This is a genomic window from Peptostreptococcus russellii (assembly GCF_003012055.1).
GTDB lineage: Bacteria > Bacillota > Clostridia > Peptostreptococcales > Peptostreptococcaceae > Peptostreptococcus > Peptostreptococcus russellii.
The window spans coordinates 211,904-235,680 of sequence record NZ_JYGE01000002.1; the positions used below are offsets into that span (position 1 = coordinate 211,904).

Below are 23,777 nucleotides of genomic sequence, written 5' to 3' on the forward strand. Positions count from 1 at the left end.
ATTGGATTATATGGAGATTAAGCAACAAGTGGTGACAGAAATTAAAGACTTACTACGTGAAATAGAGCCAGCAGTAATAGCGACCATTACGGAGTCTGTAAAGAGCGAGTATGAGCAGACGCTATATGAACAAAAACTGGAGATTTGCGATTTGCAGAAACGTGTGAAAACTTTGGAAGAATCAATTTCTTGGGCTGCATATAAACTTGGCACAGAAATATAAGGAGGATATTAAAATGGATAACAATTTATTGGTAAGATTAGAGGACTTAGTAAACAACCCTACGGCAAGAGTGCCAGTGTGTCTCTGTTTGGACACCAGCGGCTCGATGGGTGGAATGCCTATTGATGAATTAAATGAGGGTGTACGTTTGTTTTATGAAGCTATTCGTGAGGATGAAACAGCACTGTATTCAGCAGAGGTCAGCATCGTGACTTTTGGAGGGGCTGCACAATGTATTGTTGATTTTGCAAGTCTGAAGGTGCAGCCTAACGCACCAACTCTTACTGCTAATGGCATGACACCTATGGGAGAAGCTGTTAATATGGGACTGGATTTGCTTGAACAGCGTAAGGACGAGTATAAAGATCGCGGAGTGGATTATTATCAGCCTTGGTTGGTTCTTATGACAGACGGTGCCCCTAATGGTGATTCAGCAGAATTATCTCGTGCAATAAACAGAACAGTGGATTTGGTTAATCAGAAAAAACTTACTGTATTTCCTATTGGTATAGGCTCTGATGCAGATATGGGAGTTCTTGCTCAGTTTTCCCCTAAGAGACCCCCGCTTAAGTTGCAGGGATTAAAATTCCGTGAGTTTTTTGCGTGGCTTAGTAAGAGCGTATCAAAAACGTCTCAGTCTACTCCAGGTGAAAGTGTAAAACTTGATGTAGAAGGAATCAAAGGTTGGGGCGAATTATAAGGAGGAAAGATTATGGATAATAATATGCTTTTAAGAATAGAAGATTTAGTAAACAACCCTACACCAAGAGTGCCGATATGCTTATGCTTGGACTCCAGCGGCTCAATGGGTGCAGTAGAAGGAGACTGTGTAGCCACAGGTGAAACTGTTTATGAAGATGGTCGTACATGGAATGTTGTAACAGGCGGAACAAGCCGAATTGACGAACTTCAAAAAGGTGTTGAACAGTTTTATGAAGCAATTCGTGAAGACGAAATTGCTGTGTATTCGGCAGAAATATGTATTGTTACTTTTGACAACAAGGCAACGTGTGTTTTGGACTTTGCAAATGTTGAGAGGCAAGAGACAATTCCTGAATTGCGTCCAGTTGGCGATACTGCAATGGGAGAAGGAGTCAATCTTGCATTAGATTTATTAGAACGAAGAAAACAAGAATATAAAGATAAGGGTGTTGATTACTATCAGCCATGGCTTGTCTTAATGACGGATGGAGTACCAAATGGAGATGCAGCCGAATTGAATCGAGCAATATGCCGTACCACAGAAATGGTTAATCAAAAGAAGTTAACTGTATTTCCTATTGGTATAGGCAATGAAAGTGATATGTCTACGCTTAATAGCTTTTCTCCTAAACGTCCTGCATTGAAATTGCAGGGAATGAAATTCCAAGAGTTTTTTGCTTGGCTTAGCAAGAGTGTGTCAAAAACATCTCAGTCTACACCAGGCGAAAGCGTGAAGCTTGATGTAGAGGGAATAAAAGGCTGGGCAGAATTATAAAGAATAAGGTGTCTGACAAGCTCAGTATTTGTCAGACATTGTTATATGGAGGTGCTTTTAAATGTGGAATATAATTCAATGTGCTATACAAGGTCGTGGACATATAAAGTCGAACACACCTTGTCAAGATAAAACATATTCAATGGTTACAGATACTATGCAAGTCATAGCTTTGGCAGACGGTGCTGGATCGGCAAGATTGTCTCATTATGGCGCTGAAACTGTTACAAAGTTTATATGCTCGGAATTGACTGAGAAGTTTGATGCTTACTTTGCTGATAATGATGGTGCGGCTGTAAAACAACAACTTATAGAGGGATTGCTAAAAAGCCTGAACGAAACAGCAAAACAGTTAGATTGTGAAATAAAAGAATTAGCTTCTACTCTATTGTTTGTAGCAGTTAAGAATGAGCAATTCATAATTGCACATATAGGAGATGGTGTGATTGGATATCTTAAGAATAACGAGATAAAAATTGCTTCTCAGCCAGAAAATGGTGAGTTCGTAAATACGACTGTATTCACTACATCAAAAGATGCTATTATGACCATGAAGTTAATTAAAGGTTCTTTAGGAGAAATTCAAGGTTTTGTTTTAATGTCAGATGGAACGGAAACAAGTTTATATAGTAAAAAAGAGCGTAAACTGGCAGATGTCCTAAAAAAGATAATGCAGATGTCTACTATCGTTTCTACTGATAAAGTACAGGAACAACTTAAACAAAGTTTTGAAAATGTAATCATTAATGCAACAACAGATGATTGTAGTATTGCTATGTTGGTAAAAGCAAATGATGCTTTCAGAGGATATTTGCAATTATCTAATGAACATAAATACAAATTATTGGAAATTGATTCCAAGATATCTAAAAAGACAATAAGGAGATACGATGATATTTTGGTATATTTACAAAATAAACAATCCGTATCTCAAATTGCACGTAAAATTCACCTGAAACCAAAATACACAAAAAAATATATCGATAAACTTTGTATGCTTAATTTTATTGAGAAAAACGGTGGTTGTTATCACACCATATTGATTATGCACACAGGAAATGAGAAAAATAATGAGTAAACATAAAGGTCGAATCGTAGAGATTGAAAAACATCAGAGTCGCGGTGTTTATATAAAACAAGGTGTGAAAGGCCCAGAACAGTATAAATACAATAACTATCCCGGTGGAAACGGAACTTATGTGACAGGCGGCGAATACTATGGAACAGTTCTGAATATCAAAATTTATGTATACGATTTTGACAAAAGTGTTGTATTTGATGTATATGAAAATATTCGCACAATAACAGGCAAGAAAAGAATTTCTCCGCAACTCCTTCAGACAATTGAGTCTCATGAAGGCAAGAAGGTTAATGTATATACTGATGATGGATATGAATTTTCTTTTGAACCAGCACAATTACTGGATTAGTAAGATAGGCATTTGCACCCAATCGTTACATCCGTGTGCAAATAAACACGGTACCGTTAAATAATGCACCCACTAAGGCATTGGTGGGTGCATCGTTATAAGGTTATTCGTTATATTGTATCATTTTTGGAATGGTAATAGATCCAGCAGCTGGATCAGGGTCATTACTATTACAAGCAAAAAAACAATTTGATGATCATATAATTCAGGAAGGTTTTTTGGTCAAGAAATAAATCATACAACTTATAACCTTGCACGTATGAATATGTTTTTACACAATATAAACTATGATAAATTTAATATAAGCTTAGGAAATACACTGACAGATCCCAAATTTGGAGATGATAAACCTTTCGATGCGATAGTTTCAAACCCACCTTATTCAGTAAAATGGATAGGAAAGGATGATCCAACTTTAATAAATGATGAAAGATTTGCTCCAGCAGGAGTACTTGCTCCAAAATCAAAAGCTGACTTTGCCTTTGTACTTCATAGTCTTAGCTATCTATCAAGTAAGGGACGTGCAGCTATAGTTTGTTTCCCAGGGATTTTTTATAGAGGTGGAGCAGAGCAAAAGATAAGGAAATATTTAATTGAAAATAATTTTATTGAAACGGTTATTTCACTGGCACCAAATCTTTTCTATGGAACATCAATATCTGTAAATATATTAGTCTTATCAAAAAGTAAGTTGGATAATAATGTTCAATTTATAGATGCAAGTGGAGAAGATTTCTACAAAAAAGAAACTAATAATAATATTTTGACAGAAAAACATATAAAAAATATTATAGATATATTTGATAGCAAAAAAGATATTGATTATGTTTCAAAGTCAGTTACACCTAAAATAATAGAAGAAAATGATTATAATCTATCTGTGAGTAGCTATGTTGAGGCAAAGGACACTAGAGAAGTAATTGATATAGTAGAGCTTAATAAAGAAATAAAAGCAACAGTTGAAAAAATAGATACTTTAAGAGTAGAAATAGATAAAATAATTGAGGAGATTGAGGGGTCTAAGTATGAGTAAATTAGATGACCTAATCAAAGAGTTTTGCACGAACGGGGTGGAGTATTTAAAAGTAAAGGACATATACACAAGGCTTAAAGGAACTTCTATAACAGCTGGAAAAATGAAAGAAATTGAAACTAAAAATGGAGAAATAAGAATATTTGCTGGAGGAAAAACCGTTATAAATGCAAAGGAAGATGATATTCCTAATGCAAATATTACAAGAGTTCCTGCTGTTTTAGTGCAATCACGTGGAGTTATAGATGTCATATATTTTGAAAGTCCATTTACATTTAAGAACGAGATGTGGGCATATACACATGAAAAAACAACAACAGTGAAATACCTATACTATGTTTTAAAGTTTTAAAAAATAATATACAACTATTTAGAGATTCAGCTTCTGGAATGGGGTCTTTACCTCAAATATCCCTACCTGTAACAGAAGATTTTGAAATCCCAATACCACCTATAGATATTCAAGAAAAAATTGTCGAGATTTTAGATAATTTTACAGAGCTTACAGCTCGTAAAAAGCAATATGAATACTATAGAGATAAATTATTAACTTTTGATGATAATGAAGTAGAATGGAAAAAATTGGGAGATGTTGGAGAAATTATTCGTGGAAACGGACTGCAAAAAAAAGATTTTATTTCAGAGGGTTTTCCAGCAATACATTATGGTCAAATCTATACTAAGTATGGATTAAGTGCAGATAAAACATTTATTTATATATCTGAAGATTTAGCAAGTAAACTAAGAATTGCAAAGAATAAGGACTTATTGATTGCAACAACTTCTGAAAATGACGAAGATGTTCTAAAACCTTTGGCTTGGTTTGGAGGCAAAGTAGCAATATCTGGTGATATGATGTTATTTAGGCATAGTTTAAACGTAAAATATATCGCTTATTATTTTACAACTACAAATTTTCAAAGGCAAAAGCAAAAATATATTACTGGAACGAAAGTTAGAAGAGTATCAAAAGATAATATTGAGAAAATAAAAATACCTATTCCATCTCTTGAAGAACAAGAACGTATTGTGTCCATTTTAGATAAGTTTGATACTTTGACTTCATCTATAACTGAAGGTTTGCCTCGTGAGATAGAACTAAGACAAAAACAATATGAATATTATAGAGATATGTTGCTTAATTTTCCAAAAGAAAAAGAAGATAAATAGATTTTAAAACACTAAAGACATTCTTGAATTTTATAAATCTGTTTTAAAGATATTTGAAGGAGAAATATATGTATACTTATAAGACTGTTGCAGAATCAAATAATTTTATAGTTTTAGATAAATTTGATAAGTCTTTACAGGTTTGTGAGAGTTATCAAAATGAATATGATTTGGAAAGAGAACTGATTGAAGATTTAAAGAATCAGGGCTATGAATATCTTCCAAATTTAAGAAGTCCTGAAAAAATGTTAGAAAATGTTCGTGTTCAATTAGAAAAATTAAATGATGTGAAGTTTACTGATGCTGAATGGATTAGGTTTTGTGATAGCTATTTAGATAATCCAAGTGATACTCCTATTGACAAGGCTAGAAAAATTCATAATGATTATATTTATGATTTTGTTTTTGATGATGATCATATTCAAAATATTTATCTAGTTGATAAAAAGAATGTTGGAAATAATAAAATGCAGGTTATTTCTCAATTTGAACAAGTAGGTAGCTATGCGAATAGATATGATGTTACTATTTTAGTGAATGGATTACCCTTGGTACAGATTGAACTCAAAAAACGTGGGATAGCTATTCGTGAGGCTTTCAATCAGGTACATAGATACAGTAAGGAAAGTTTTAATTCAGAGAATTCATTGTATAAGTTTTTGCAGATTTTTGTAATTTCAAATGGTACGGATAGTAGGTATTTTGCAAATACTACGAAAAGGGATAAAAATAGTTTTGATTTTACTATGAACTGGGCAAGGGCAGATAATACTTTGATTAAAGACTTAAAGGATTTTACAGCTACATTTTTTGAGAAGAATACTTTATTAAATATTCTGTTGAAGTATTCTGTTTTTGATATTAATGATAATCTTTTGATTATGCGTCCATATCAAATTGCAGCTACAGAGAAAATTTTATGGAAGATTAAGAGTTCCTATATGTCTAAAGCTTGGAGCAATTCTGATAGTGGTGGATATATTTGGCATACAACTGGGGAACGTGTCATAATAGTGATGGGTGCAGTTTGTGTTATTAAACCAAGGGTTTCAGGAACTTTAAATAAATATATTTCATGCATTGCTTAGAGTAATTAGGATCTAATTGCTGTAAGCAGTGCATGAAGAAAGAATCCAACTTAAACATTAAATTTGATAATGAAAAGGGGATTGATGTGATACCTCCAAAGTTGACAGTCTAATTAATTAAAATTAGATAATCTACTTGGAGATATTTTTATGGGTAAAAGTCCTAAAAACAAGCATAATGGAAGGAGTTATAACTTGTAATTATTGTAATATTAAATAAGAGAATTATATATTTACTTAGTCTAAAAAATTAGTTGCAGATGATTTAAGAAATTTGTTGACATATGCCCATAACCTTTGTTATACTTTCAATAAAGGACATATACCCATAACGAAAGGAGAATTATTATGTTTAGAGAATTTGGAAGAGGGCAAAGGTGTCAAGGAGCTATGTTTACTAGAGGAAGAGCAGGAGGTTTTGGAAGAGGTCAAGGAAGGGAACTTGCAAATGCAAAATCTGGAGCATATCAAGAGTCTGGTAGAAGAATAAGAAGAAGAGATTTTTCATGCCTGGATGGCTACGGTGGATTTTATAATCATGGTTTTGATGGTAAGGAATTATTGAAAAATAAAAAAGAATTCTTGAAGGAAAGGATAAAAGAGATTGATGAGATTTTATTAGAAAATGAAGAGGAGTAATAGATTTAAAAAATAAGGAGGATAAGAATTGGCAAGACCAGTAAAACTAAGAAGAGTATGTGATTTACCAAGAAGAAATCAATTTGAGTCAATGGGATCTTCTAGTGAAGGCTTAGAGGATGTGACTATGACTATAGAAGAATATCAAACAATTAAATTAATTGATTTAGAAGGCTTAACCCAGGAAGAATGTGCTGAATCCATGGAAATAGCAAGGACAACAGTACAAAGGATATATATGGAAGCTAGAAAGAAACTTGCAATCTTCCTAATAAATGGGTCTAGCCTAAAGATTGAAGGTGGCAACTATGTCCTATGCAATGAAATAGGACCAGGGCCTGGTTGCGGTAGATGTAGAGGCAGGGGTCTGGGAAGAGGTAGAAATATGAACCATCAAGGAGGAGGAAGAGATTTATGATAATAGCTATACCAGTAGAAATAGATTCTAAAGAAAGTTTAGTCAGTGAACATTTTGGAAGAAGTAACTACTTTTTAATTTATAATTCAGAGGAGAAAGAATATAAGTTTGTAGAAAATTCAGCTGCAAAAAGTTCTGGAGGTGCTGGAATCAAGGCAGCTCAGATAGTTGTGGATGAAAATGCTCAAGTCTTAGTATCCCCTCAGCTAGGACAAAATGCAGCAGATGTAATAAATGAGGCAAAAATAAAAATTTACAAGGCTCAAGTTGGAAGCATTAAAGAGAATTTACAAGCCTTGGAAGAAGGCAAGTTAAAGCTTCTTAGTGAAATTCATGGGGGGTATCATGGGAATTAAGGGAAAGAAAATTGCAGTCTTAAGTGGTAAGGGTGGTACAGGTAAAACCCTAGTTTCAGTAAACTTGGCTGCCCTTATTTCAGAAGCTAACTATGTAGACTGCGATATTGAAGAGCCAAATGGTTATTTGTTTTTAAAACCAAAAAATATAAAAAATGAAAAGGTTACTAGGGATGTCCCCCTAGTGAATCATGATAAGTGTATAGGCTGTAAAGAATGTGCTGAATTTTGTAAATTCAATGCCTTGGCCTACACAAGTCAGCTGATAGTTTTTGAAAATATCTGCCATTCCTGTGGCGGCTGTATGCTGGTCTGCCCAGAAGGGGCACTTTCAACCAAGGAAAGGGAGATTGGAAGAATAGAAATAGGGAAAAGTAGCGGTGTAAATACCTATACAGGATTTTTAAAGATAGGAGAGTCTTCAGGTACTCCCATAATAGAAAAACTTTTGGATAGGGTATCCACTAGCCCCTTAACAAGCATTATAGATGCTCCACCTGGATCAGCCTGTACGACTATGGATAGTATTAAAGATGCTGACTATTGTATCTTGGTTGCTGAACCAACAATTTTCGGTGCCCATAACTTAGAGATGGTCTATGATTTAGTAGAGCTATTTGAAAAACCTTTTGGAGTAGTTTTAAATAAGACACTAGATGGAGAAAATCCATCCAAGGACTTATGCTTAGAAAAAGATATTAAGATCCTCTTAGAAATCCCCTTCGATGAAGAATTAGGTAGAATTAATTCTAAGGGCCATATCCTAATAAATGAAAGCAAAAAGTATAAAGAAATGTTTGGTGTCTTGCTGAATAAAATTACTAAGGAGGTGGGGAGATGAAGGAACTCTTGATCCTTAGTGGTAAGGGTGGTACTGGTAAAACTACCATAGCTGGTGCCTTTATAAAACTAGCCCAGGCTCAAGCTTTTGCTGACTGTGATGTGGATGCTCCCAACCTCCACTTAAGCATGGAACTCAAAGATGAAGCCAAAGTAAAAGATTTTTATGGTATGGACAAAGCCTATATAAATCAAGATAAGTGTATTTCCTGTGGAATCTGTAAAGAAAATTGTAAATTTGAGGCCATTAACTATGATGGAGACAAAAATAAATACACTATTAATCCTTATGGATGTGAAGGCTGTTCAGTTTGCCAATTTCTATGTCCAGAAGATGCTATAAGCATGGAAAAAGATGTAGCTGGTCAGTTGATTCTCTATGATAAGGAACAAATATTTTCAACAGCAAAATTAAAAATGGGCAGTGGAAATTCTGGACTTTTAGTTTCTGAAGTAAAAAAACAAATAAAATCTACAGATAGAAGTATAGAATTTGCCATCATAGATGGCTCTCCAGGAATAGGTTGCCCTGTTATAGCATCAATTACAGGAGTAGATATGATTTTACTAGTAGCAGAACCAACTATATCTGGGATTAGTGACCTAATGAGAATCATAGATACAGCCAATCATTTTAAGGTGCCCATGGTACTTACTATAAATAAATATGATATAAATGAGGATTTATCAAAGAAGATCGAAGCTATATGTAGGGAAAAAGAAATAGATTTTGTGGGGAAGATCCCCTACGATAAAAAAGCAGTTGAAGCAGTTAATAAGGGACTTACAATTGTTGATATAGATTGTCAAGCAGGAAAAAGCATTAAGAAGGTTTTTGATAAAACTATGGCTTTGTTTTTCAAGAATAAAGAGAATGAATAAGGGGTGTTGTCTAGATTCTAATGACAGGACAGTAGAAGAAATAAACATACTAGGCAATGAATTTTTAAACAATCTGTGTAATAAACTAGAAAAAAATATGGAGGGATAAGATTTGAAAATAGCAATAGCAAGTGAAAATAAAATTGTAAGTCAACATTTTGGTCACTGTGAAACCTTTGAAATATTCAATACTAAAAATGGAGGGATTATCAGTGAGGAATCATTGGAGAACCCTGGTCATAAACCTGGATTTTTACCAAGGTTTTTAAATGAAAATGGAGTAAATGTAATCATATCTGGTGGCATGGGCCAAGCAGCAGTAGATATCTTCAATGAAAACAACATTGAGGTTATAGTAGGAGCTAAGGGGCTAGCTAAAGATTTAGCAAAGGATTATTTAAATGGAGAACTAGAATCAACCGGTTCTATTTGCCACGATCATAACCATTAATTTTATTGGATAAGCAGAAATTAAATATCTGGAGGTTTAGAACTCATTTAATGTCAGCATTTATCGAACAATTAAGAAGAGGTTTTGATATTAGGGTATATAGCCTATAAGATGAATTAAAAAAGAAAGGAAGAATGATTATGAGAAAAATTTTATATTATGGAATGAGTGGAGAAAAAATGTGCTTTCAACACGTTTTATTGAATGCGCTAGATTTACATGAAGCAGGAGAAGAAGTAAAGATAATCTTTGAAGGGGCTTCAGTTAAACTAGTTCCACAATTTGAAGAGGAAAATAACCCCCTATACAATAAGGCAAAGAAAGCAGGGCTAATTGCAGGAATCTGCCTAGCGTGTTCTAAAGTTCTTGAAGTATATGATGATAACTTAAAAACAGAACTTCCCATGCTGGATGATATGAATGGTCATGCAGGGATGAAAAAATACTTAAAGGATGGATATGAAGTTATAAGCATTTAGTAACTACTTAAGAAAAGGAGAGGAAGCTCCTTTTTTGGGGATATTTCTAATTTGAATCAAAGATTTACAGATTGCAAGTAGTAGAAGAACGGAATATAATTGCCTTATAAAGGGGAATAAGAAATGATTTCAAAAGATGCGGTAATATTAGAGGTAGTTGAAAAACATCCAAGTACGGAAGATGTATTTAGAAACTATGATGATATAGCAGGTAAGTGTACTATGTGTCATAACTTATTCGACACACTAGAAGAATTTACAAATATATATGATATAGACTTGGATGATCTTATTACTAAACTTAATAGAGCAAAGCAGAAATAAAATTGAGCTCATCGGACTCCTTCTATTTTAGAATTAATAGTATGTCGATTGAAGTTTGTGTTTAATTTAAGCAAAAAAGGATTATTCATATTTAGAATAATCCTTTTTTATTTGAGAGGCATGTTGCCGATCTAGTGTTTTGAAAGAAAACCTATCACCTAGCTAATGGGGAAATGAGTTGTAGGGGTGCTTTTTTGGTGAAAATAGGGTCTGAAATAAGTTGAAGCGATGGTTTCACCTTAAAATCTCCTAGACTATGTGGTGAACTTTATTCTATATGAGAATAAATGGGATAAAATTATAGCTAATAATCATCAGTTCTTAGGAATTAATAATGCAATAGATACCTTCAAAGACAGAAAAAATCTGTATGATAAACTAGGAGTCTCTTGGCATACTACAGGGAACGTGTCATAATAGTGATGGGTGCAGTTTGTGTTATAAAATCAAGGGTTTCAGGAACTTTAAACAAATATATTTCATGCATTGCTTAGAGTAATTAGGATCTAATTGCTGTAAGCAGTGCATGAGAAGTAAGGATTTTGGTATTTTAATAATTTACAATTATTTAGTATAATTATATTTAAGATGGTAATCAGTTGCGTATATGTAGAATTATGTGCAACTAAATTAAGGAGTGGTAATGTGAAAGGGTATATAGGGGTGACTTCAAGAGAGTGGTTTACGTATTTATCCCAGAGCAATAACTTAGAGGAAGTTAACTTTTGGAGAAAAAATACTAATAATTTTAAGGCTTTAAAAAAAGGTGAATCATTCTTTTTTTTAGTAAAAAATAAAAAAGATATTATGGGGGAAAGGGCAGTATTAGGTAAGGCTATCTATGAAAGGTTCGAAGTATTATCAGTTAATGAGGCTTGGAATAATTACGGCATTAGAAATGGTGATGAAAGTAAAGATAGTTTTACAGCAAGAATGAATAAAATGTTTGGAACTGATACAATTAATAGTCAAATAGGTTGTATTATTTTGTCTGATTTTCAGCCTTTTAAGAACGCTGTATATTTAAGTGAAGTTGGAATTGAATTTAAAAATAGTGTGGTATCTGGAAAAAGAATAACGGAAACTGAAGTAAATATCATAAATGAATACGGATTTAGGGCAGTTGAGTCTGTAATGAGTAAGCTTAAAGAAGCTAATAATATAGGGTTTACGGAAGATGACGAAGGCTTTCCAGAAGGTAAGTTAATATTGAAACAACACTTAATAAAGGAATGTAATAGTGAAGTTGTTAAATTAGCAAAAAAACGGTTTATTCAAAAACACGGCAAACTGTTTTGTGAGGTATGTGACTTTGATTTTAGCATCCGTTATGGTGATATCGGAAAAGGATACATAGAAGGGCATCATACAAAGCCTGTATCTGAAATGGCTGAAAATGAAAAAACAAAGGTTGAAGATATAGCCATTGTTTGTGCTAACTGTCATCGTATGCTACACCGCAAAAGACCTTGGCTAACAATTAATGATTTAAAAAAACTATTGAAGTAACGGGTGTTTTGGTTAAAATGAATTCATTAATAATAAGCTTTGTTTTGAGATTTGGTCTATTTTTCTAATAACTAATCTTATTTGTATATTAACAAATGAGAACTTTTGAGAAAGTGTTAGAGTTTTCTTTAGACCATGGCCACAAGTATCAAAGAGCGAATAGTTATTATCGGTATAATTTTCTAGCTTTTCATATATAAGAAGAAAAAATAGATTTAAACAACAAAGAACTGCAGAAAACAAACTAAGGTGTGACACATCATTTATCATATACGACAATATTTGTTAACAAAAAGTCGAGTTTAATACTGAATCCTTTGCTATAATCGATTTATGAAAGGAGTGAAACGATGTTAAAAGAACTAAATCAAGTCATCAACTATATTGAAAAAAACTTAACTGCAGGTATCACACTTGAAGAAATATCCGAATACGCTGGTGTTTCAGATTATCATTTTCGGAAAATCTTTTATTATTTATCTGGATTAATATTGAGTGAATATATTAAAAACAGAAAACTATCAGAAGCAAATAAGGATTTGTTAAATAACGAAAGAGTAACCGATGTGGCATTCAAATATGGTTATGAATCAATGGATGGCTTTACTCGAGCATTTAAATCTTGGAGTGGATTTTTACCATCGGAAGTTGCGAAAACAGGTGTCAGCAAATCGTTTCCCAAACTTTCATTTTATATCGATGTTAAAGGAGGAGAAAGTATGGATTATAAAATTGTAGAAATGCCTTCATTTAAATTTGCTGGTGTAAGCAAAAGAGTGCCAATGCAATTTGAAGGAGTAAATAATGCCATTAAAGAATTGGCCAATAGTATTACACAAGAGCAAAGAGAAGCAATGTATACCATTCAAAATATTGAACCTTATGAAGTTGTCAATGTTTCTTATGAACATGAGCATAATTTTATGAAAGACGAAGGAGAACTTACTCATTTAATTGGGGTTTTAACCACAGAAGAAAATGCAAGTGAACTTTTAGATGTGATTGAAGTTCCAGCATGCACTTGGGTAGTTTTCCCAAATGAAGGTCCTTTCCCAGAAACATTGCAACAGACTTATGCAAAAACATATTCAGAATGGCTACCTGTTTCTAATTATGAAGTGGTTCAACTTCCTGGATTTTCATTTACCAAGATGGATGAAGAAAAGGAGAATTATGCCTACAGTGAAATTTGGATGCCTGTACGTAAGAAAAGATAGCATTACTATGGTTTGCCCAAGATTGTAGATGTGCTTGCCCCTATACCAATGATAGATATTATAGGGTTATATTATGAGAGAGGTGGTAGTAGTTATGGAAAAAAACAATTATAAAGAAGTACAAAAAATACTGGCTATCATATTAGTTGCAAATTTATTGGTAGCTGGATTAAAAATCCTGGTAGGTACAATTATTAAAAGTACAAGTATGACTGCAGATGGATTTCACTCTGTTTCAGATGGTGCTTCTAATGTTATTGGCCTAATAGGTATTCATTTTGCTTCTAAAGGAAGAGACAAGGAGCATCCTTATGGTCATAGCAAATATGAAACATTAGCAGGACTATTTATATCCCTGATGCTATTTATAGCTGGTGGAAATGTTATTTTAGCTGCCATTGAAAAGTTTAGAAATCCGGTAATGCCTGAAGTAACAACTATGAGCCTTTTGGCCTTAGTATTCACTTTAATTGTTAATATTGTTGTTTCAAATATAGAGTATAGAAAAGGCAAGGAACTTAATAGTCAAATTCTAATTTCTGATTCTATGCACACAAGAAGCGATGTTTATATTTCATTAGGAGTTTTAGCTACACTTATAGCTATTAAATTAGGGCTTCCTATATGGATTGATCCTCTTGCTTCTTTGGTTGTAGCTGCCTTTATTATTCAGGCAGCCTATGAAATATTTAGGAACAATAGTCATATACTGCTAGACGGTGAAGCCATTGATTCAGAGGATATAAGAGAAGTTGTCATGAGTTTTGAAGAAGTAAAGGATGTTCATAAAATCAGGAGCAGAAGCAGCATAAATATAGTAAATGTTGATTTACATTTAGTAGTTGATCCTGAATTAGATGTTGAAGAATCACATAAGTTGACTCATGATATAGAAGATGCTATTAGAGACAAATTTGATGAAAATTTACAATTAATAGCTCACCTTGAACCTCATGAGGATAGTACAGAATCTTCAGAATAAGTTCTTGACAAACTAACACTTGTTAGCTAAAATAAAGCTAACAAGTGTTAGTTATGTAAATCGTTAGGAGGATTATTGTTGACAACTAGAGAAAAAATCATATATGAGGCCTTATCCTTGTTCTCAGTAAAGGGCTATGATGCTGTTACCATTAGGGAAATAGCTTCAGCAGTTGGGATTAAAGAAAGTTCAATCTACAATCATTTTAAGAACAAACAGGATATCTTAAATAAAATTATTGAAGAGACACTTGAGAGATACTATAAAAATTTAGAAAGTGTTCAAGTACCACAATCAGAAGCTGAAAATGTTTCAGAGCTTTACGATAATATTAGCGATGATACATTCTTAGATATATGTACAAAGATTTTTATGTTTTATTTAAAAGATGACTATATATCAAAATTAAGGCGCTTACTAACCATTGAACAATATTCTAATGAAGAGATAGGAGAAACTTTTAGAAATGTCTTCATAGATAGGATTTTAGAAACTCAAAGACAAGTACTACAGAAATTTATTGATAGTGGCAGGTTTATTCAGGGAGATGCCTACACAATGGCCTTACACTTTTATTCACCTGTATTTTTGCTACTATACAAGTATGATAACTGTCCGGAAGAAGAAGAGCAAGCCATTGCTGCACTAAAGAAGCACGCAATTCAATATAATGCTATTTATCGTATAAAGAGGGATCGTTAATGATAGGGGGATTTGTTTGAGAAAAATAGTAGTTTTACATGGACAGATGCATAAAGGCAGTACTTATAATATTACAAAACTATTTTTGGATAATATTGCAGATAAAAATACAGAGATAAGAGAATTTTTCATGCCCAAGGATACACCATCGTTTTGTATAGGCTGTTTTAGTTGCTTCGAAAAAGGTGAGGAAAAATGTCCCCATGCAGACGAGGTCCAACCAGTTATTAAGGAAATTAATGAAGCTGACTTGTTAATATTGGAATCTCCTTGCTATGTTTATGGAATGAGTGGTCAACTTAAAACATTTCTTGATCACCTAGCCTATAGATGGATGGCACATAGACCTTATCCTAAAATGTTCAATAAGGTTGGATTGGTTGTATCTACAGCTGCAGGTGCAGGTACAAAAAAAGTTACAAGGTCCTTGAAGGATAATTTATTTCATTGGGGAATACCAAAAATCTATCGTTATGGTAAGAATGTTGGTGCTTCAAGTTGGGAGACTGTAAAAGCAGAAAAGAAATTAAAGATTGAAAAGGAAGTCAAAAAAATATCTAGTCAAATTGAAAAACAAATCGGCAGGGCAAAGCCAGGATTAAAGACGAAAACAATGTTTTTAATTATGCGATTGGGGCAAAAAGCAAATGATTGGAATCCTACTGATAAAAAATACTGGCTAGAAAATGGATGGCTTGATAGCAACAGACCTTGGTGATGGGAAAGGGGAATTTACTAGATGAAAATAAAGGAAATATTTGATGAAAAACAAAAGATAGAAATCGCTACTAATATATTGAAATCACTTCCCGATTGGTTTGGAGTAGCAGAATCCACACAGGAATATATTGATAAGAGTAGTAAACTGCCACTTTTCTCAGCAGTTGAAGAGTCAAAAGCATTAGGTTTTATTTCTATAAAAGAAAATAATCAATACTCAGCAGAGATCTATGTTATGGGGATACTCCCTGATTATCATAGAAGAGGGATTGGTAGAGCTTTAATTGATAGTGTTATGAGTTGGGCTAAAGAAAAAGGATATGAATTTTTACAGGTAAAAACCTTAGACGAATCCCATCCAGATGTTCATTATTCAGGCACAAGGAAGTTCTATTTATCAGTTGGGTTTAGACCTTTAGAATGCTTACCTGAATTGTGGGGGAAAGAAAACCCTTGTCTAATTATGATTAAACACATTGGTTAAGTTCATTATACATTATTTACTGAGGAGAATTAACATGACTGTAAGAAAAGAATCTATAAATGAAATTAAGTTATTTTTGATATATACATTCTCTATATCATGGATATTTTGGCTAATAATTATTATAGCTAATCAAATATTTGATGCACTTTGGTATGGGGAGATATTAACTTGGGTCCCTATGATAATTGGATCTCTTGGACCCGCTATTGGTGCATACATGATTTATAGGCAGTCTGATAAAAGTATTTCATTAAAGGCTTTTATTAAGTTTGTTTTTAACAAAGATATATCCAAGAATGCATGGTTAATCTTTGGTCTATTTACCTGTTGGCGTTTTCTAATGGTTTGGATTGCATTTGGTATTCAAGAGCCTATTTCTATACTATATATGTTTCTTAATCTACCTCTTTTCATTATTGGAGGTGGATTTGAGGAATTAGGTTGGCGTGGGTATTTGCAACCCAAATTAGAAAAAGTTACAAATTATTTAGCTTCTACACTTATAGTCGGTCTTATATGGAGTATATGGCATTTACCTTTATGGCTGATAAGTGGAACGGTACAAAGTGCATTGCCTTTTGCAGCCTATACATTTCTAGCAATAATTTTAAGTTTCAGTTTCACAACTTTATATAAATATACAGAAAATGTATTCTTATGTGTATTTAGTCATGCATGGTTTAATGGCTGTATAGGACTAGCAGTATATATAGGCAGTGAAGGATATCTACAGTTAAACCTGAATTGGAAAGTTTATATGGTTTTTATTCTAGAATTGATTGTAACTCTCTCCTTAGGAATAAGGTACAAATTTAAAAGGGAGAGAGGATGGGGTGGATATAGTGGTTAACAAGTCAACAATAGAAATAGAAGTAAAAGATATAAAAATGAAATTTAAGACTTCTGCTGAGCTATTCTCACCCAAAGGCATTAATAGGGGAACATTGGCAATGCTGTCCATAGTGAATTTTAGTAGGAATGACAAGGTATTGGATTTAGGCTGTGGATATGGGGTTGTTGGTATTTTAGCTGCAAAAATAATTGGTGATGAGAATGTAATTATGACAGATAAACTAGGCACAGCAGTTCAGATTTCAAGGGAAAATGCTATATTAAATGGAGTTCCAAATATAAGAATATATCAAAGCGATGGGTTTAGAAATTTAGATGAAAAGGACTTTGCGCTAATCCTTTCACATCCACCATATCATGTGGATTTTAAAATACCGAAAGAGTTCATTGAGAAAGGATTTAATAGACTAGCTATTGGTGGAAGAATGTATATGGTTACTAAGAGAAAGGATTGGTATAAAAATAAGTTTATATCAATATTTGGTGGAGTAAAAATTTGCGCGATAGAGAATTATTATGTTTTTATGGCAATTAAGATGAATTCTGCCTATGCTAAGGCAAAGAAGAGGGGGTCATATAATGCAGATTATAGAAGTTAATAATGAAAATATAGGGATCTTGTTTGACTATTGGAATAAGATTGGAGAAGGCATAGCCTATTTTTATAAGACAAGTTATGAATCGTTTAAAAAATCCTTATTAGATGATACTTTTGAAGGCATGTCTATTTTAAAAAGGAATAATCTTTATATTTGTAGTGAAGATGATGAAGTTAAAGGATTTATACAATATGGAATACCAACATTTCATTTTACCCAGGAAGGAAAGATTACTAAAGATATTAATATAGGGGTTATACGCAACCTATATTATGAGCAATCAAGGAATGATATAGGAAATGCCCTTCTAGATTTATCTATGAGATTTTTTGAAAGTAATAGTATAAAGGATATATATGCTTTTTATCATGTAATGGGTATGAGTTGCAATGGAAATCATGGAAAATTACATGAAAGATTTGATTATATAGGAAACCTATTGTATGAAGCAGGATTTGAAGTTGAACATGAAAATCTTTATTATATATGCGATATGAAAGAAAAGGAGTTAGAATACCTAAATAATAGTCATATAGAAGTAGGTGAAATAGAGGATAATAAGCAAAAATTTATACTATATGATGAAAATAAAAATCTAATTGGAAATGCAGAGATAAAATATATAGATAGCCTTACAGGGTTAAGAGAGAAGGACACTATTTATTTAGTTTGGATTGGTATTCATAAGGATATTAAAGGTAAGGGACTAGGCACTGAATTTCTCAATCATATAATTCATTATTGTTTAACTAAGGGATATAGATATTTGCACACAGATACAGCAATAAACAATAAGATTGCTCAAAATTTCTATATTAGAAATGGATTCATAGATAAGGGCATAACAAGAAGCTACATATGCAGGGGCTAAGGAAGGATTTGCCTTCTTACTATTTCTTACTTATAATAAGCTCAAAGGAAGGTATTAATGAAAACTCTAATTATTTGTTATTCATATTATAAAAATCATACTGAAAAAATAGCAAGGGTCTTTAAGGACAGAATCGGCTGTAATCTTATAAAGTTAGATGGGAAAAACGATTTAGATATAGATATAGAAGACTATGACTTAATAGGATTTGGATCTGGAATATATGCAGAAAGCATATCACCCAAGATTTTCTTGCTAATTGATAAATTAAATCTTAAAGGAAAGAATGTTTTTGTCTTTTCAACTTCAGGTATAGGTAAGAAATTCTATAACAAGAGTCTAATTAAAGTCTTAAAATCTAAGGGTGCAATAGTTAGAGGAAGCTTTGCTTGTATGGGTAGTTTTGTCACAAAGGACTTCTCAAATTTTAAGCTCTTTGATCTATTTGCTTTCTTTGCAAGGAATCATCCAAATAAAAAGGATTTTAAGGATGCAGAAAAATTTATAGATAGGGTAATTGACTTTTAGAAGTCGTAGGGACGCTTTGTTTGACTTAGGTTAAAAAATAAAAGAATGTAATAAGCCGCTAGGGCCATTACACTCTTTTTTTCTTTAGAAAATAATATATTCCACCTATGGTAACCACTAAACCTACTAGGGCAGGGGCAAGAATAGACATGCCTGCTTCACCACTAAATACAATACTCCAAATAAACTTTAAAAGAGCTGCACCTATGATTACAGCTAAAAGCAACTTCCGATTTCTCTTCCATGCTGCCATAATAAGCATGATGAAAAATAGGGGCACTGCTAAGCTCATTAATATTTTAGGGCTGGTCCATGTACCTTTTAAGTAGTCCATTTCAAAAGCCAAAAACTCCAAAACCTGAGGGCTGGCTGATGCTGGAGCAGGAAACCAAAACATACTAGTAAATAGGGCAAAGATTGAAGCGAATATGCCAGTATAGCTTTTCTTAAAGGCAAATAAGACTATGGGTATTATAAATAATGGTCTAATATACCAGCTTAGTACATTATGGTGCCTTTCAAATGCCCAATTAAAAAATATATCATTGGATAAAAACAATAGGATAAATACGACTGTAGCAAGGGCAAAAAACATTCCTATGATGAAATCCATTTTCTTATTCATTGTAATCCTCCTTTCAATATGGATTAACTTTTATTCTCAATTCCTTTAAAAATAATAGTTAGTAGTGAATCTATAAAACTATTTACCTCCTCTTGGTAGTCTTCATATCTGACATCTCCATATTTATCAAGCATGAATTCAGTAACCGAATTATTTAATGATTGTAAAATCATACTTAAGGCTAAAGGGTCAGTATCACTATCTATTTCGCCCTTAGTTTTGGCAGCTGTTATCATTTCTATAAAGAGGGATTCTGATTGCTTATCCCCTTCCTTCATAACTGCAGATTTAGCTATAGGATCATCTTCTTTAGAGAATTGTTCTCCAAGGGCAGCATATTGTGGGTAGGTATTTCCAAACTCTATACCCTTAATATAGAGTAGGCGGATTTGTTCTATTAATGTTAGGCTATTAAACTCTGATAAAACTGTGGAAAAAAACTTAATTTTTTCTTCTATAGCCAAGGTCATTATATAGATATACAAATCTATTTTATCTGTAAAATATTGATAAAAGCTTCCTTTGGCAATCTTTGATTTCTTACAGATTTGATTGATGCTGGCTGTATTATAATTTGCTTTAGAAAACTCCTCTATGGAAGCAGCGATTATTAAATTTCTTTTATCAAGTGACAGGTTAAAAAATGTTTTTTTTGGCATAATATCCTCCTTTAATAAGAAGAGACCATCTGGTCACTTTATACATATATTATATGACCATGTGGTCATAAAGTCAAGAGTTTTTTAAAATGCAGAAAAATTTATAGATAGGGTAATTGATTTTTAGAGGAAATGCACCTAAATAGAATATAAAAAAGACTCGCAATTTCCGAGTCTTTTATTGCTGGTTAAAGAATATTGGCCCTAGCCATTTTACTACATATATCGCTTAAGTTCTTGATAGAAGTTTTCACGAGTACCTGCCATAATAATAATTACCATTTTACCATTATCAAGTTTAGAAATTCTGTAAGCTAATTCATAATTCACTCTATTATGGTAGCATTATTTATCCTCCGAGTTGTTCCCAAATATCTCCTCAGTAGGATCTATATAGTTAACGGAGGATTCTCTAGCAATTTGATCTGCTTCTTCGATTAACTTTTCTACAGCTGGTCTAACTTTACGATTGATTTTTTTAAATTCAGTTAATAATTTCTCTCCGGTATAGCCCTTTTCAATCAAATCACTTAAAATTTCTTCTGCAAATGCAGAGTTATCCTCTCTCACAGGTAATAAAATTAGCATATTATTTGAGTAAATCAAATCAATTTCATTATCTAAATCCAATGCTTTATGGTATTTAGCTGGAATTGTAATTTGACGTTTACTTGAGATTTTAATTCTTTGTTTTTCCACTATCTTAGCCCCCCTTATGTGCTGTAGTAAGGAAACCAAGTTTCCTTACTATTAGTATATAATTATAAATAAGAAGTGTCAAATATTTAATTGTTATTAGCCAACTCTGATTCATAATGAATCAAGGGTAAAAATATAAGCTTTATTAATTCTATAGCTCTAAATTAGATTTTGAAGCCTCTATAACTTCTGGATCTGAAAAGTCCATTCCTGCCAAATAAAATACTTCACTTCCATCTCTTAAGATTATTTCGTCCTTTTTATAACTTAAGAAATATACTTCATCTAAACCCCACAGGCTACTATCCTTAGCTATAGATCTTTCAATTATTATTTCTTGTGCACGTTTTATAGCATCATCAAAATTTTCATCTTTCAAGCTATAGAAATCTTCATCTGTAAAGCCGCTGGAATGTAAATGTGGATCATATACTCCATCTTCAAAGCTGCTTCGTATTTCTCTACTATAGTTTCCTATAAGGGCATTTTCTGCCTGATTTATATATCTGTTAACTAAGTTTCTAGCAAGAGCTTCATTTAACACATTTGAATACTCAGTTTTTAGATATCCAGGATTCTCAGTAAGGGAAGTATACTCATAGGACTTTGGAATCAATATACTTGCATTTCTTAATAACATACCATCATTTTCTACATCTTTATTTGCAAAATCATTAAAGGATAAAACCTTATATCCGCTAGTATCCGGAATACTATTACTTTCTCTAACAATTTCAATACTGAAGATACCTACAGGGGAACGTGTCATAATAGTGACAAGGTGCATAAATGCTTTTAAATTAAGGGTTTCAGAAACTTTAACTAAATATATTTCGTCATTGCTTAGAGTAATTAAGGTATAATTGTTGTGAGCAGTGCGTGAGAAGGAAAAGTTTTGGTTCTTTAATAATTTACAATCATTTAGTATAATTATATTTAAGATGATAATTAGTTGCGTATTCGTGGATTAATGCGTAACAAATAGTTTTTTTGAGAGAGGAGTAATTAGTATGTACAAATATATTTATGTTAAGTCAAAAGCACGAGGACTTTTAAGTAAAGAGGACCATAGAGAAATAATAGATAAATATTCTAAAGATGGATGGAGATTTGTTACTGCAATTCCATTGCCATCTGGAAATCAAGTAATAACTGAATTTGATTTAGTATTTGAGAAAGAAGAATAAAGTACGACAAGGGGAAGTTCTACTTGCCTCATAAATGTAAGTGTGTGATGCAATTAGAGCTCGTGTTTTCATTTAAAGTACGATGTAACCTGGATCTATGTCAATACTTTGGAAAAAAATTTAGGTTTTTTATTAATCTCCGCCACCATTGACAATCCAAACATAAATGCTCAATGGTTTTTACCCCAAGGCGAAGAACTCAAAGCAAGCTAATTATTGCCTTCGTGGAGGATAATTGTAGCATTTCTTTATTGGATTATCAACGGCAAGCCCCGTTGGGGTGGCTAACATCCCCTTAGGCTCAAAATCTAAAGCAAGCTATGCTGCTCTACATATTTGTTCATATTTATCTGGTGTCATATATTTGATTGAGGAATGGATTCTTCTTCTATTATAGAAGCCCTCAATATATTGAAATAACACTAATTTAGCATGGTTGAAATCTATGAAGGTATTTAAATATACACATTCCTTCTTTAATACTGCATGAAAGCTTTCTATACAGGCATTGTCATAGGGACAGCCTTTGGCACTATAAGATAATTTGAATTCCTTTGATTCTACTGCATGTCTATATTCTTTAGATGTATATTGTGAACCACGGTCTGAGTGTATAATTAAGCCCTTATCAGGTTTTTGTGTTGCTATGGCATTATCTAATGCCTTTAATACTAAAGATGTATCCATATTTTTTGAATAGCTATATCCTACTATTTTTTGGGTATGCAAATCTAAGATAGATGCCAGGTATGTCCATCCATCTCTTAGGGAGTGTATATAAGTAATATCTGCTACCCATTTTTCATTTATCTTGGTTGTGGAAAAGTCCCTGTTTAACAGGTTTTCACCTTTATCATAAACCTTTTTCTTGCTCCTGTGGGGACGATATTTTTTTACTACAATGGATCTTATGCCAAGTTTCTTCATGTGCCTTTGAACTCGCTTAATACTGATGTTTTCATAACCGAATTTCTTTAGTTTTTCACGAATTTTAGGGGCACCATAGATTTTATTGCTTCCATTGTAGATTTTTAATATATTCTCTCTGAGCTTTTTATTTTCAGACTTCCACTTGTTTTCAGGTTTTTCTTTCTGTTTATCATAGTAGGTACTTCTAGGATAATTAAGTACCCTACACATAGTATCTATGTTGTGTATAATAGAATTAGCTTTAATAATTTCAAATATAGTATTGGGATTTACTTCTTCGCGAATATAGCCATAGCTTTTTTTAATATATCATTTTCCTCCTTGAGTCTAGCATTTTCTTTTCTCATTCTATTGATTTCCTCAAGGTTTGTGGTGTCTCCCTCTGCCACATTAATTGGAC

35 protein-coding genes are annotated in these 23,777 nt (G+C 32.7%); 29 read left to right on the top strand and 6 right to left on the bottom strand.

Annotated elements, in window-relative coordinates:
• Position 1 precedes the first annotated feature (1 nt).
• The 28 genes from UF10_RS01840 (at position 2) to UF10_RS01975 (ending at position 19,277) form a co-directional block, all read left to right on the top strand.
• Positions 2-223 (top strand): hypothetical protein, encoded by a 222-nt coding sequence (locus tag UF10_RS01840; RefSeq protein WP_106776125.1) that lies wholly within the window; start codon positions 2-4, stop codon positions 221-223.
• A gap of 13 nt (positions 224-236) precedes the next feature.
• The gene (locus tag UF10_RS01845; protein WP_106776126.1) at positions 237-923 is read left to right on the top strand and encodes a vWA domain-containing protein; all 687 of its coding nucleotides are present in this window, start codon (positions 237-239) and stop codon (positions 921-923) included.
• 12 nt (positions 924-935) lie between these two features.
• Positions 936-1,700, top strand: coding sequence for a vWA domain-containing protein (locus UF10_RS01850; protein WP_106776127.1), 765 nt, complete (start codon positions 936-938; stop codon positions 1,698-1,700).
• Positions 1,701-1,761: 61 nt separating this feature from the next.
• Positions 1,762-2,778: a PP2C family serine/threonine-protein phosphatase gene (locus UF10_RS01855; protein WP_106776128.1), complete on the top strand. Its 1,017-nt coding sequence runs from the start codon at positions 1,762-1,764 to the stop codon at positions 2,776-2,778.
• 64 nt (positions 2,779-2,842) lie between these two features.
• On the top strand, positions 2,843-3,130 hold the full coding sequence (locus tag UF10_RS01860; RefSeq protein WP_146130757.1) for a hypothetical protein: 288 nt from the start codon (positions 2,843-2,845) through the stop codon (positions 3,128-3,130).
• Between the two features lie 131 nt (positions 3,131-3,261).
• Positions 3,262-3,363: an N-6 DNA methylase gene (locus UF10_RS09460; protein ID WP_330403899.1), complete on the top strand. Its 102-nt coding sequence runs from the start codon at positions 3,262-3,264 to the stop codon at positions 3,361-3,363.
• A 32-nt stretch (positions 3,364-3,395) separates the two neighbouring features.
• Positions 3,396-4,163, top strand: a complete 768-nt coding sequence (locus UF10_RS01865; protein ID WP_330403900.1) for a type I restriction-modification system subunit M — start codon at positions 3,396-3,398, stop codon at positions 4,161-4,163.
• The gene (locus UF10_RS01870) at positions 4,156-4,515 is read left to right on the top strand and encodes a restriction endonuclease subunit S domain-containing protein (protein ID WP_106776130.1); all 360 of its coding nucleotides are present in this window, start codon (positions 4,156-4,158) and stop codon (positions 4,513-4,515) included. The genes UF10_RS01865 and UF10_RS01870 overlap by 8 nt, the downstream gene beginning before the upstream one ends.
• A gap of 8 nt (positions 4,516-4,523) precedes the next feature.
• Positions 4,524-5,333, top strand: a complete 810-nt coding sequence (locus UF10_RS01875; protein WP_330403905.1) for a restriction endonuclease subunit S — start codon at positions 4,524-4,526, stop codon at positions 5,331-5,333.
• 68 nt (positions 5,334-5,401) lie between these two features.
• Entirely contained in the window at positions 5,402-6,421 is a 1,020-nt protein-coding gene (locus UF10_RS01880; protein WP_207654544.1) for a type I restriction endonuclease, read from the top strand.
• 348 nt (positions 6,422-6,769) lie between these two features.
• Entirely contained in the window at positions 6,770-7,060 is a 291-nt protein-coding gene (locus UF10_RS01885) for a hypothetical protein (protein ID WP_106776132.1), read from the top strand.
• A gap of 28 nt (positions 7,061-7,088) precedes the next feature.
• On the top strand, positions 7,089-7,478 hold the full coding sequence (locus UF10_RS01890; protein WP_106776133.1) for a DUF134 domain-containing protein: 390 nt from the start codon (positions 7,089-7,091) through the stop codon (positions 7,476-7,478).
• Complete coding sequence (locus UF10_RS01895; protein ID WP_106776134.1) at positions 7,475-7,834, top strand: NifB/NifX family molybdenum-iron cluster-binding protein; 360 nt, start codon at positions 7,475-7,477, stop codon at positions 7,832-7,834. The genes UF10_RS01890 and UF10_RS01895 overlap by 4 nt, the downstream gene beginning before the upstream one ends.
• Positions 7,824-8,675: a nucleotide-binding protein gene (locus tag UF10_RS01900; RefSeq protein ID WP_106776135.1), complete on the top strand. Its 852-nt coding sequence runs from the start codon at positions 7,824-7,826 to the stop codon at positions 8,673-8,675. The genes UF10_RS01895 and UF10_RS01900 overlap by 11 nt, the downstream gene beginning before the upstream one ends.
• Complete coding sequence (locus tag UF10_RS01905; protein WP_106776136.1) at positions 8,672-9,556, top strand: ATP-binding protein; 885 nt, start codon at positions 8,672-8,674, stop codon at positions 9,554-9,556. Before UF10_RS01900 ends, UF10_RS01905 begins: the two co-directional genes overlap by 4 nt.
• Before the next feature lie 112 nt (positions 9,557-9,668).
• The gene (locus UF10_RS01910) at positions 9,669-10,007 is read left to right on the top strand and encodes a NifB/NifX family molybdenum-iron cluster-binding protein (RefSeq protein ID WP_106776137.1); all 339 of its coding nucleotides are present in this window, start codon (positions 9,669-9,671) and stop codon (positions 10,005-10,007) included.
• A 200-nt stretch (positions 10,008-10,207) separates the two neighbouring features.
• On the top strand, positions 10,208-10,486 hold the full coding sequence (locus UF10_RS01915) for a hypothetical protein (protein ID WP_242969017.1): 279 nt from the start codon (positions 10,208-10,210) through the stop codon (positions 10,484-10,486).
• Positions 10,487-10,609: 123 nt separating this feature from the next.
• Positions 10,610-10,810 (top strand): hypothetical protein, encoded by a 201-nt coding sequence (locus UF10_RS01920; protein WP_106776139.1) that lies wholly within the window; start codon positions 10,610-10,612, stop codon positions 10,808-10,810.
• Positions 10,811-11,455: 645 nt separating this feature from the next.
• Entirely contained in the window at positions 11,456-12,319 is an 864-nt protein-coding gene (locus UF10_RS01930) for an HNH endonuclease (RefSeq protein ID WP_207654549.1), read from the top strand.
• Positions 12,320-12,669: 350 nt separating this feature from the next.
• Positions 12,670-13,536: an AraC family transcriptional regulator gene (locus tag UF10_RS01935; RefSeq protein ID WP_106776140.1), complete on the top strand. Its 867-nt coding sequence runs from the start codon at positions 12,670-12,672 to the stop codon at positions 13,534-13,536.
• 94 nt (positions 13,537-13,630) lie between these two features.
• Positions 13,631-14,518, top strand: coding sequence for a cation diffusion facilitator family transporter (locus UF10_RS01940; protein WP_106776141.1), 888 nt, complete (start codon positions 13,631-13,633; stop codon positions 14,516-14,518).
• 78 nt (positions 14,519-14,596) lie between these two features.
• Complete coding sequence (locus UF10_RS01945; protein WP_170062425.1) at positions 14,597-15,220, top strand: TetR/AcrR family transcriptional regulator; 624 nt, start codon at positions 14,597-14,599, stop codon at positions 15,218-15,220.
• Positions 15,221-15,236: 16 nt separating this feature from the next.
• On the top strand, positions 15,237-15,938 hold the full coding sequence (locus UF10_RS01950; RefSeq protein ID WP_242969018.1) for a flavodoxin family protein: 702 nt from the start codon (positions 15,237-15,239) through the stop codon (positions 15,936-15,938).
• 21 nt (positions 15,939-15,959) lie between these two features.
• Positions 15,960-16,424, top strand: coding sequence for a GNAT family N-acetyltransferase (locus UF10_RS01955; RefSeq protein WP_106776143.1), 465 nt, complete (start codon positions 15,960-15,962; stop codon positions 16,422-16,424).
• Between the two features lie 34 nt (positions 16,425-16,458).
• Positions 16,459-17,277 (top strand): CPBP family intramembrane glutamic endopeptidase, encoded by an 819-nt coding sequence (locus tag UF10_RS01960; RefSeq protein WP_106776144.1) that lies wholly within the window; start codon positions 16,459-16,461, stop codon positions 17,275-17,277.
• Positions 17,261-17,878 (top strand): class I SAM-dependent methyltransferase, encoded by a 618-nt coding sequence (locus UF10_RS01965; RefSeq protein ID WP_242969019.1) that lies wholly within the window; start codon positions 17,261-17,263, stop codon positions 17,876-17,878. The genes UF10_RS01960 and UF10_RS01965 overlap by 17 nt, the downstream gene beginning before the upstream one ends.
• Entirely contained in the window at positions 17,859-18,749 is an 891-nt protein-coding gene (locus UF10_RS01970; RefSeq protein ID WP_170062426.1) for a GNAT family N-acetyltransferase, read from the top strand. The genes UF10_RS01965 and UF10_RS01970 overlap by 20 nt, the downstream gene beginning before the upstream one ends.
• 57 nt (positions 18,750-18,806) lie before the next feature.
• Positions 18,807-19,277, top strand: coding sequence for a flavodoxin domain-containing protein (locus UF10_RS01975; RefSeq protein WP_106776146.1), 471 nt, complete (start codon positions 18,807-18,809; stop codon positions 19,275-19,277).
• A 67-nt stretch (positions 19,278-19,344) separates the two neighbouring features.
• On the opposite strand, the gene UF10_RS01980 is transcribed toward UF10_RS01975, so the two are convergent.
• From UF10_RS01980 to UF10_RS01995, 5 genes are all read right to left on the bottom strand, one after another.
• Positions 19,345-19,902, bottom strand: coding sequence for a hypothetical protein (locus tag UF10_RS01980; RefSeq protein ID WP_106776147.1), 558 nt, complete (start codon positions 19,900-19,902; stop codon positions 19,345-19,347).
• Positions 19,903-19,925: 23 nt separating this feature from the next.
• Positions 19,926-20,561 (bottom strand): TetR/AcrR family transcriptional regulator, encoded by a 636-nt coding sequence (locus tag UF10_RS01985; RefSeq protein ID WP_106776148.1) that lies wholly within the window; start codon positions 20,559-20,561, stop codon positions 19,926-19,928.
• A 216-nt stretch (positions 20,562-20,777) separates the two neighbouring features.
• On the bottom strand, positions 20,778-20,891 hold the full coding sequence (locus UF10_RS09180; RefSeq protein ID WP_146130758.1) for a type II toxin-antitoxin system RelE/ParE family toxin: 114 nt from the start codon (positions 20,889-20,891) through the stop codon (positions 20,778-20,780).
• 15 nt (positions 20,892-20,906) lie between these two features.
• Positions 20,907-21,260, bottom strand: a complete 354-nt coding sequence (locus UF10_RS01990; RefSeq protein WP_242969020.1) for an AbrB/MazE/SpoVT family DNA-binding domain-containing protein — start codon at positions 21,258-21,260, stop codon at positions 20,907-20,909.
• Between the two features lie 151 nt (positions 21,261-21,411).
• Positions 21,412-22,029 carry a hypothetical protein gene (locus UF10_RS01995; protein WP_146130759.1) on the bottom strand — a complete coding sequence of 206 codons (618 nt, stop codon included), beginning with the start codon at positions 22,027-22,029 and terminating at the stop codon, positions 21,412-21,414.
• 241 nt (positions 22,030-22,270) lie between these two features.
• Between UF10_RS01995 and UF10_RS02000 the strand changes: the two genes are divergently transcribed.
• Positions 22,271-22,447, top strand: coding sequence for a DUF4177 domain-containing protein (locus tag UF10_RS02000; protein WP_106776151.1), 177 nt, complete (start codon positions 22,271-22,273; stop codon positions 22,445-22,447).
• Between the two features lie 318 nt (positions 22,448-22,765).
• Here UF10_RS02000 and UF10_RS02005 read toward each other — a convergent pair whose 3' ends face one another.
• Entirely contained in the window at positions 22,766-23,683 is a 918-nt protein-coding gene (locus UF10_RS02005) for an IS3 family transposase (RefSeq protein WP_106776152.1), read from the bottom strand.
• Positions 23,684-23,777 lie beyond the last annotated feature (94 nt).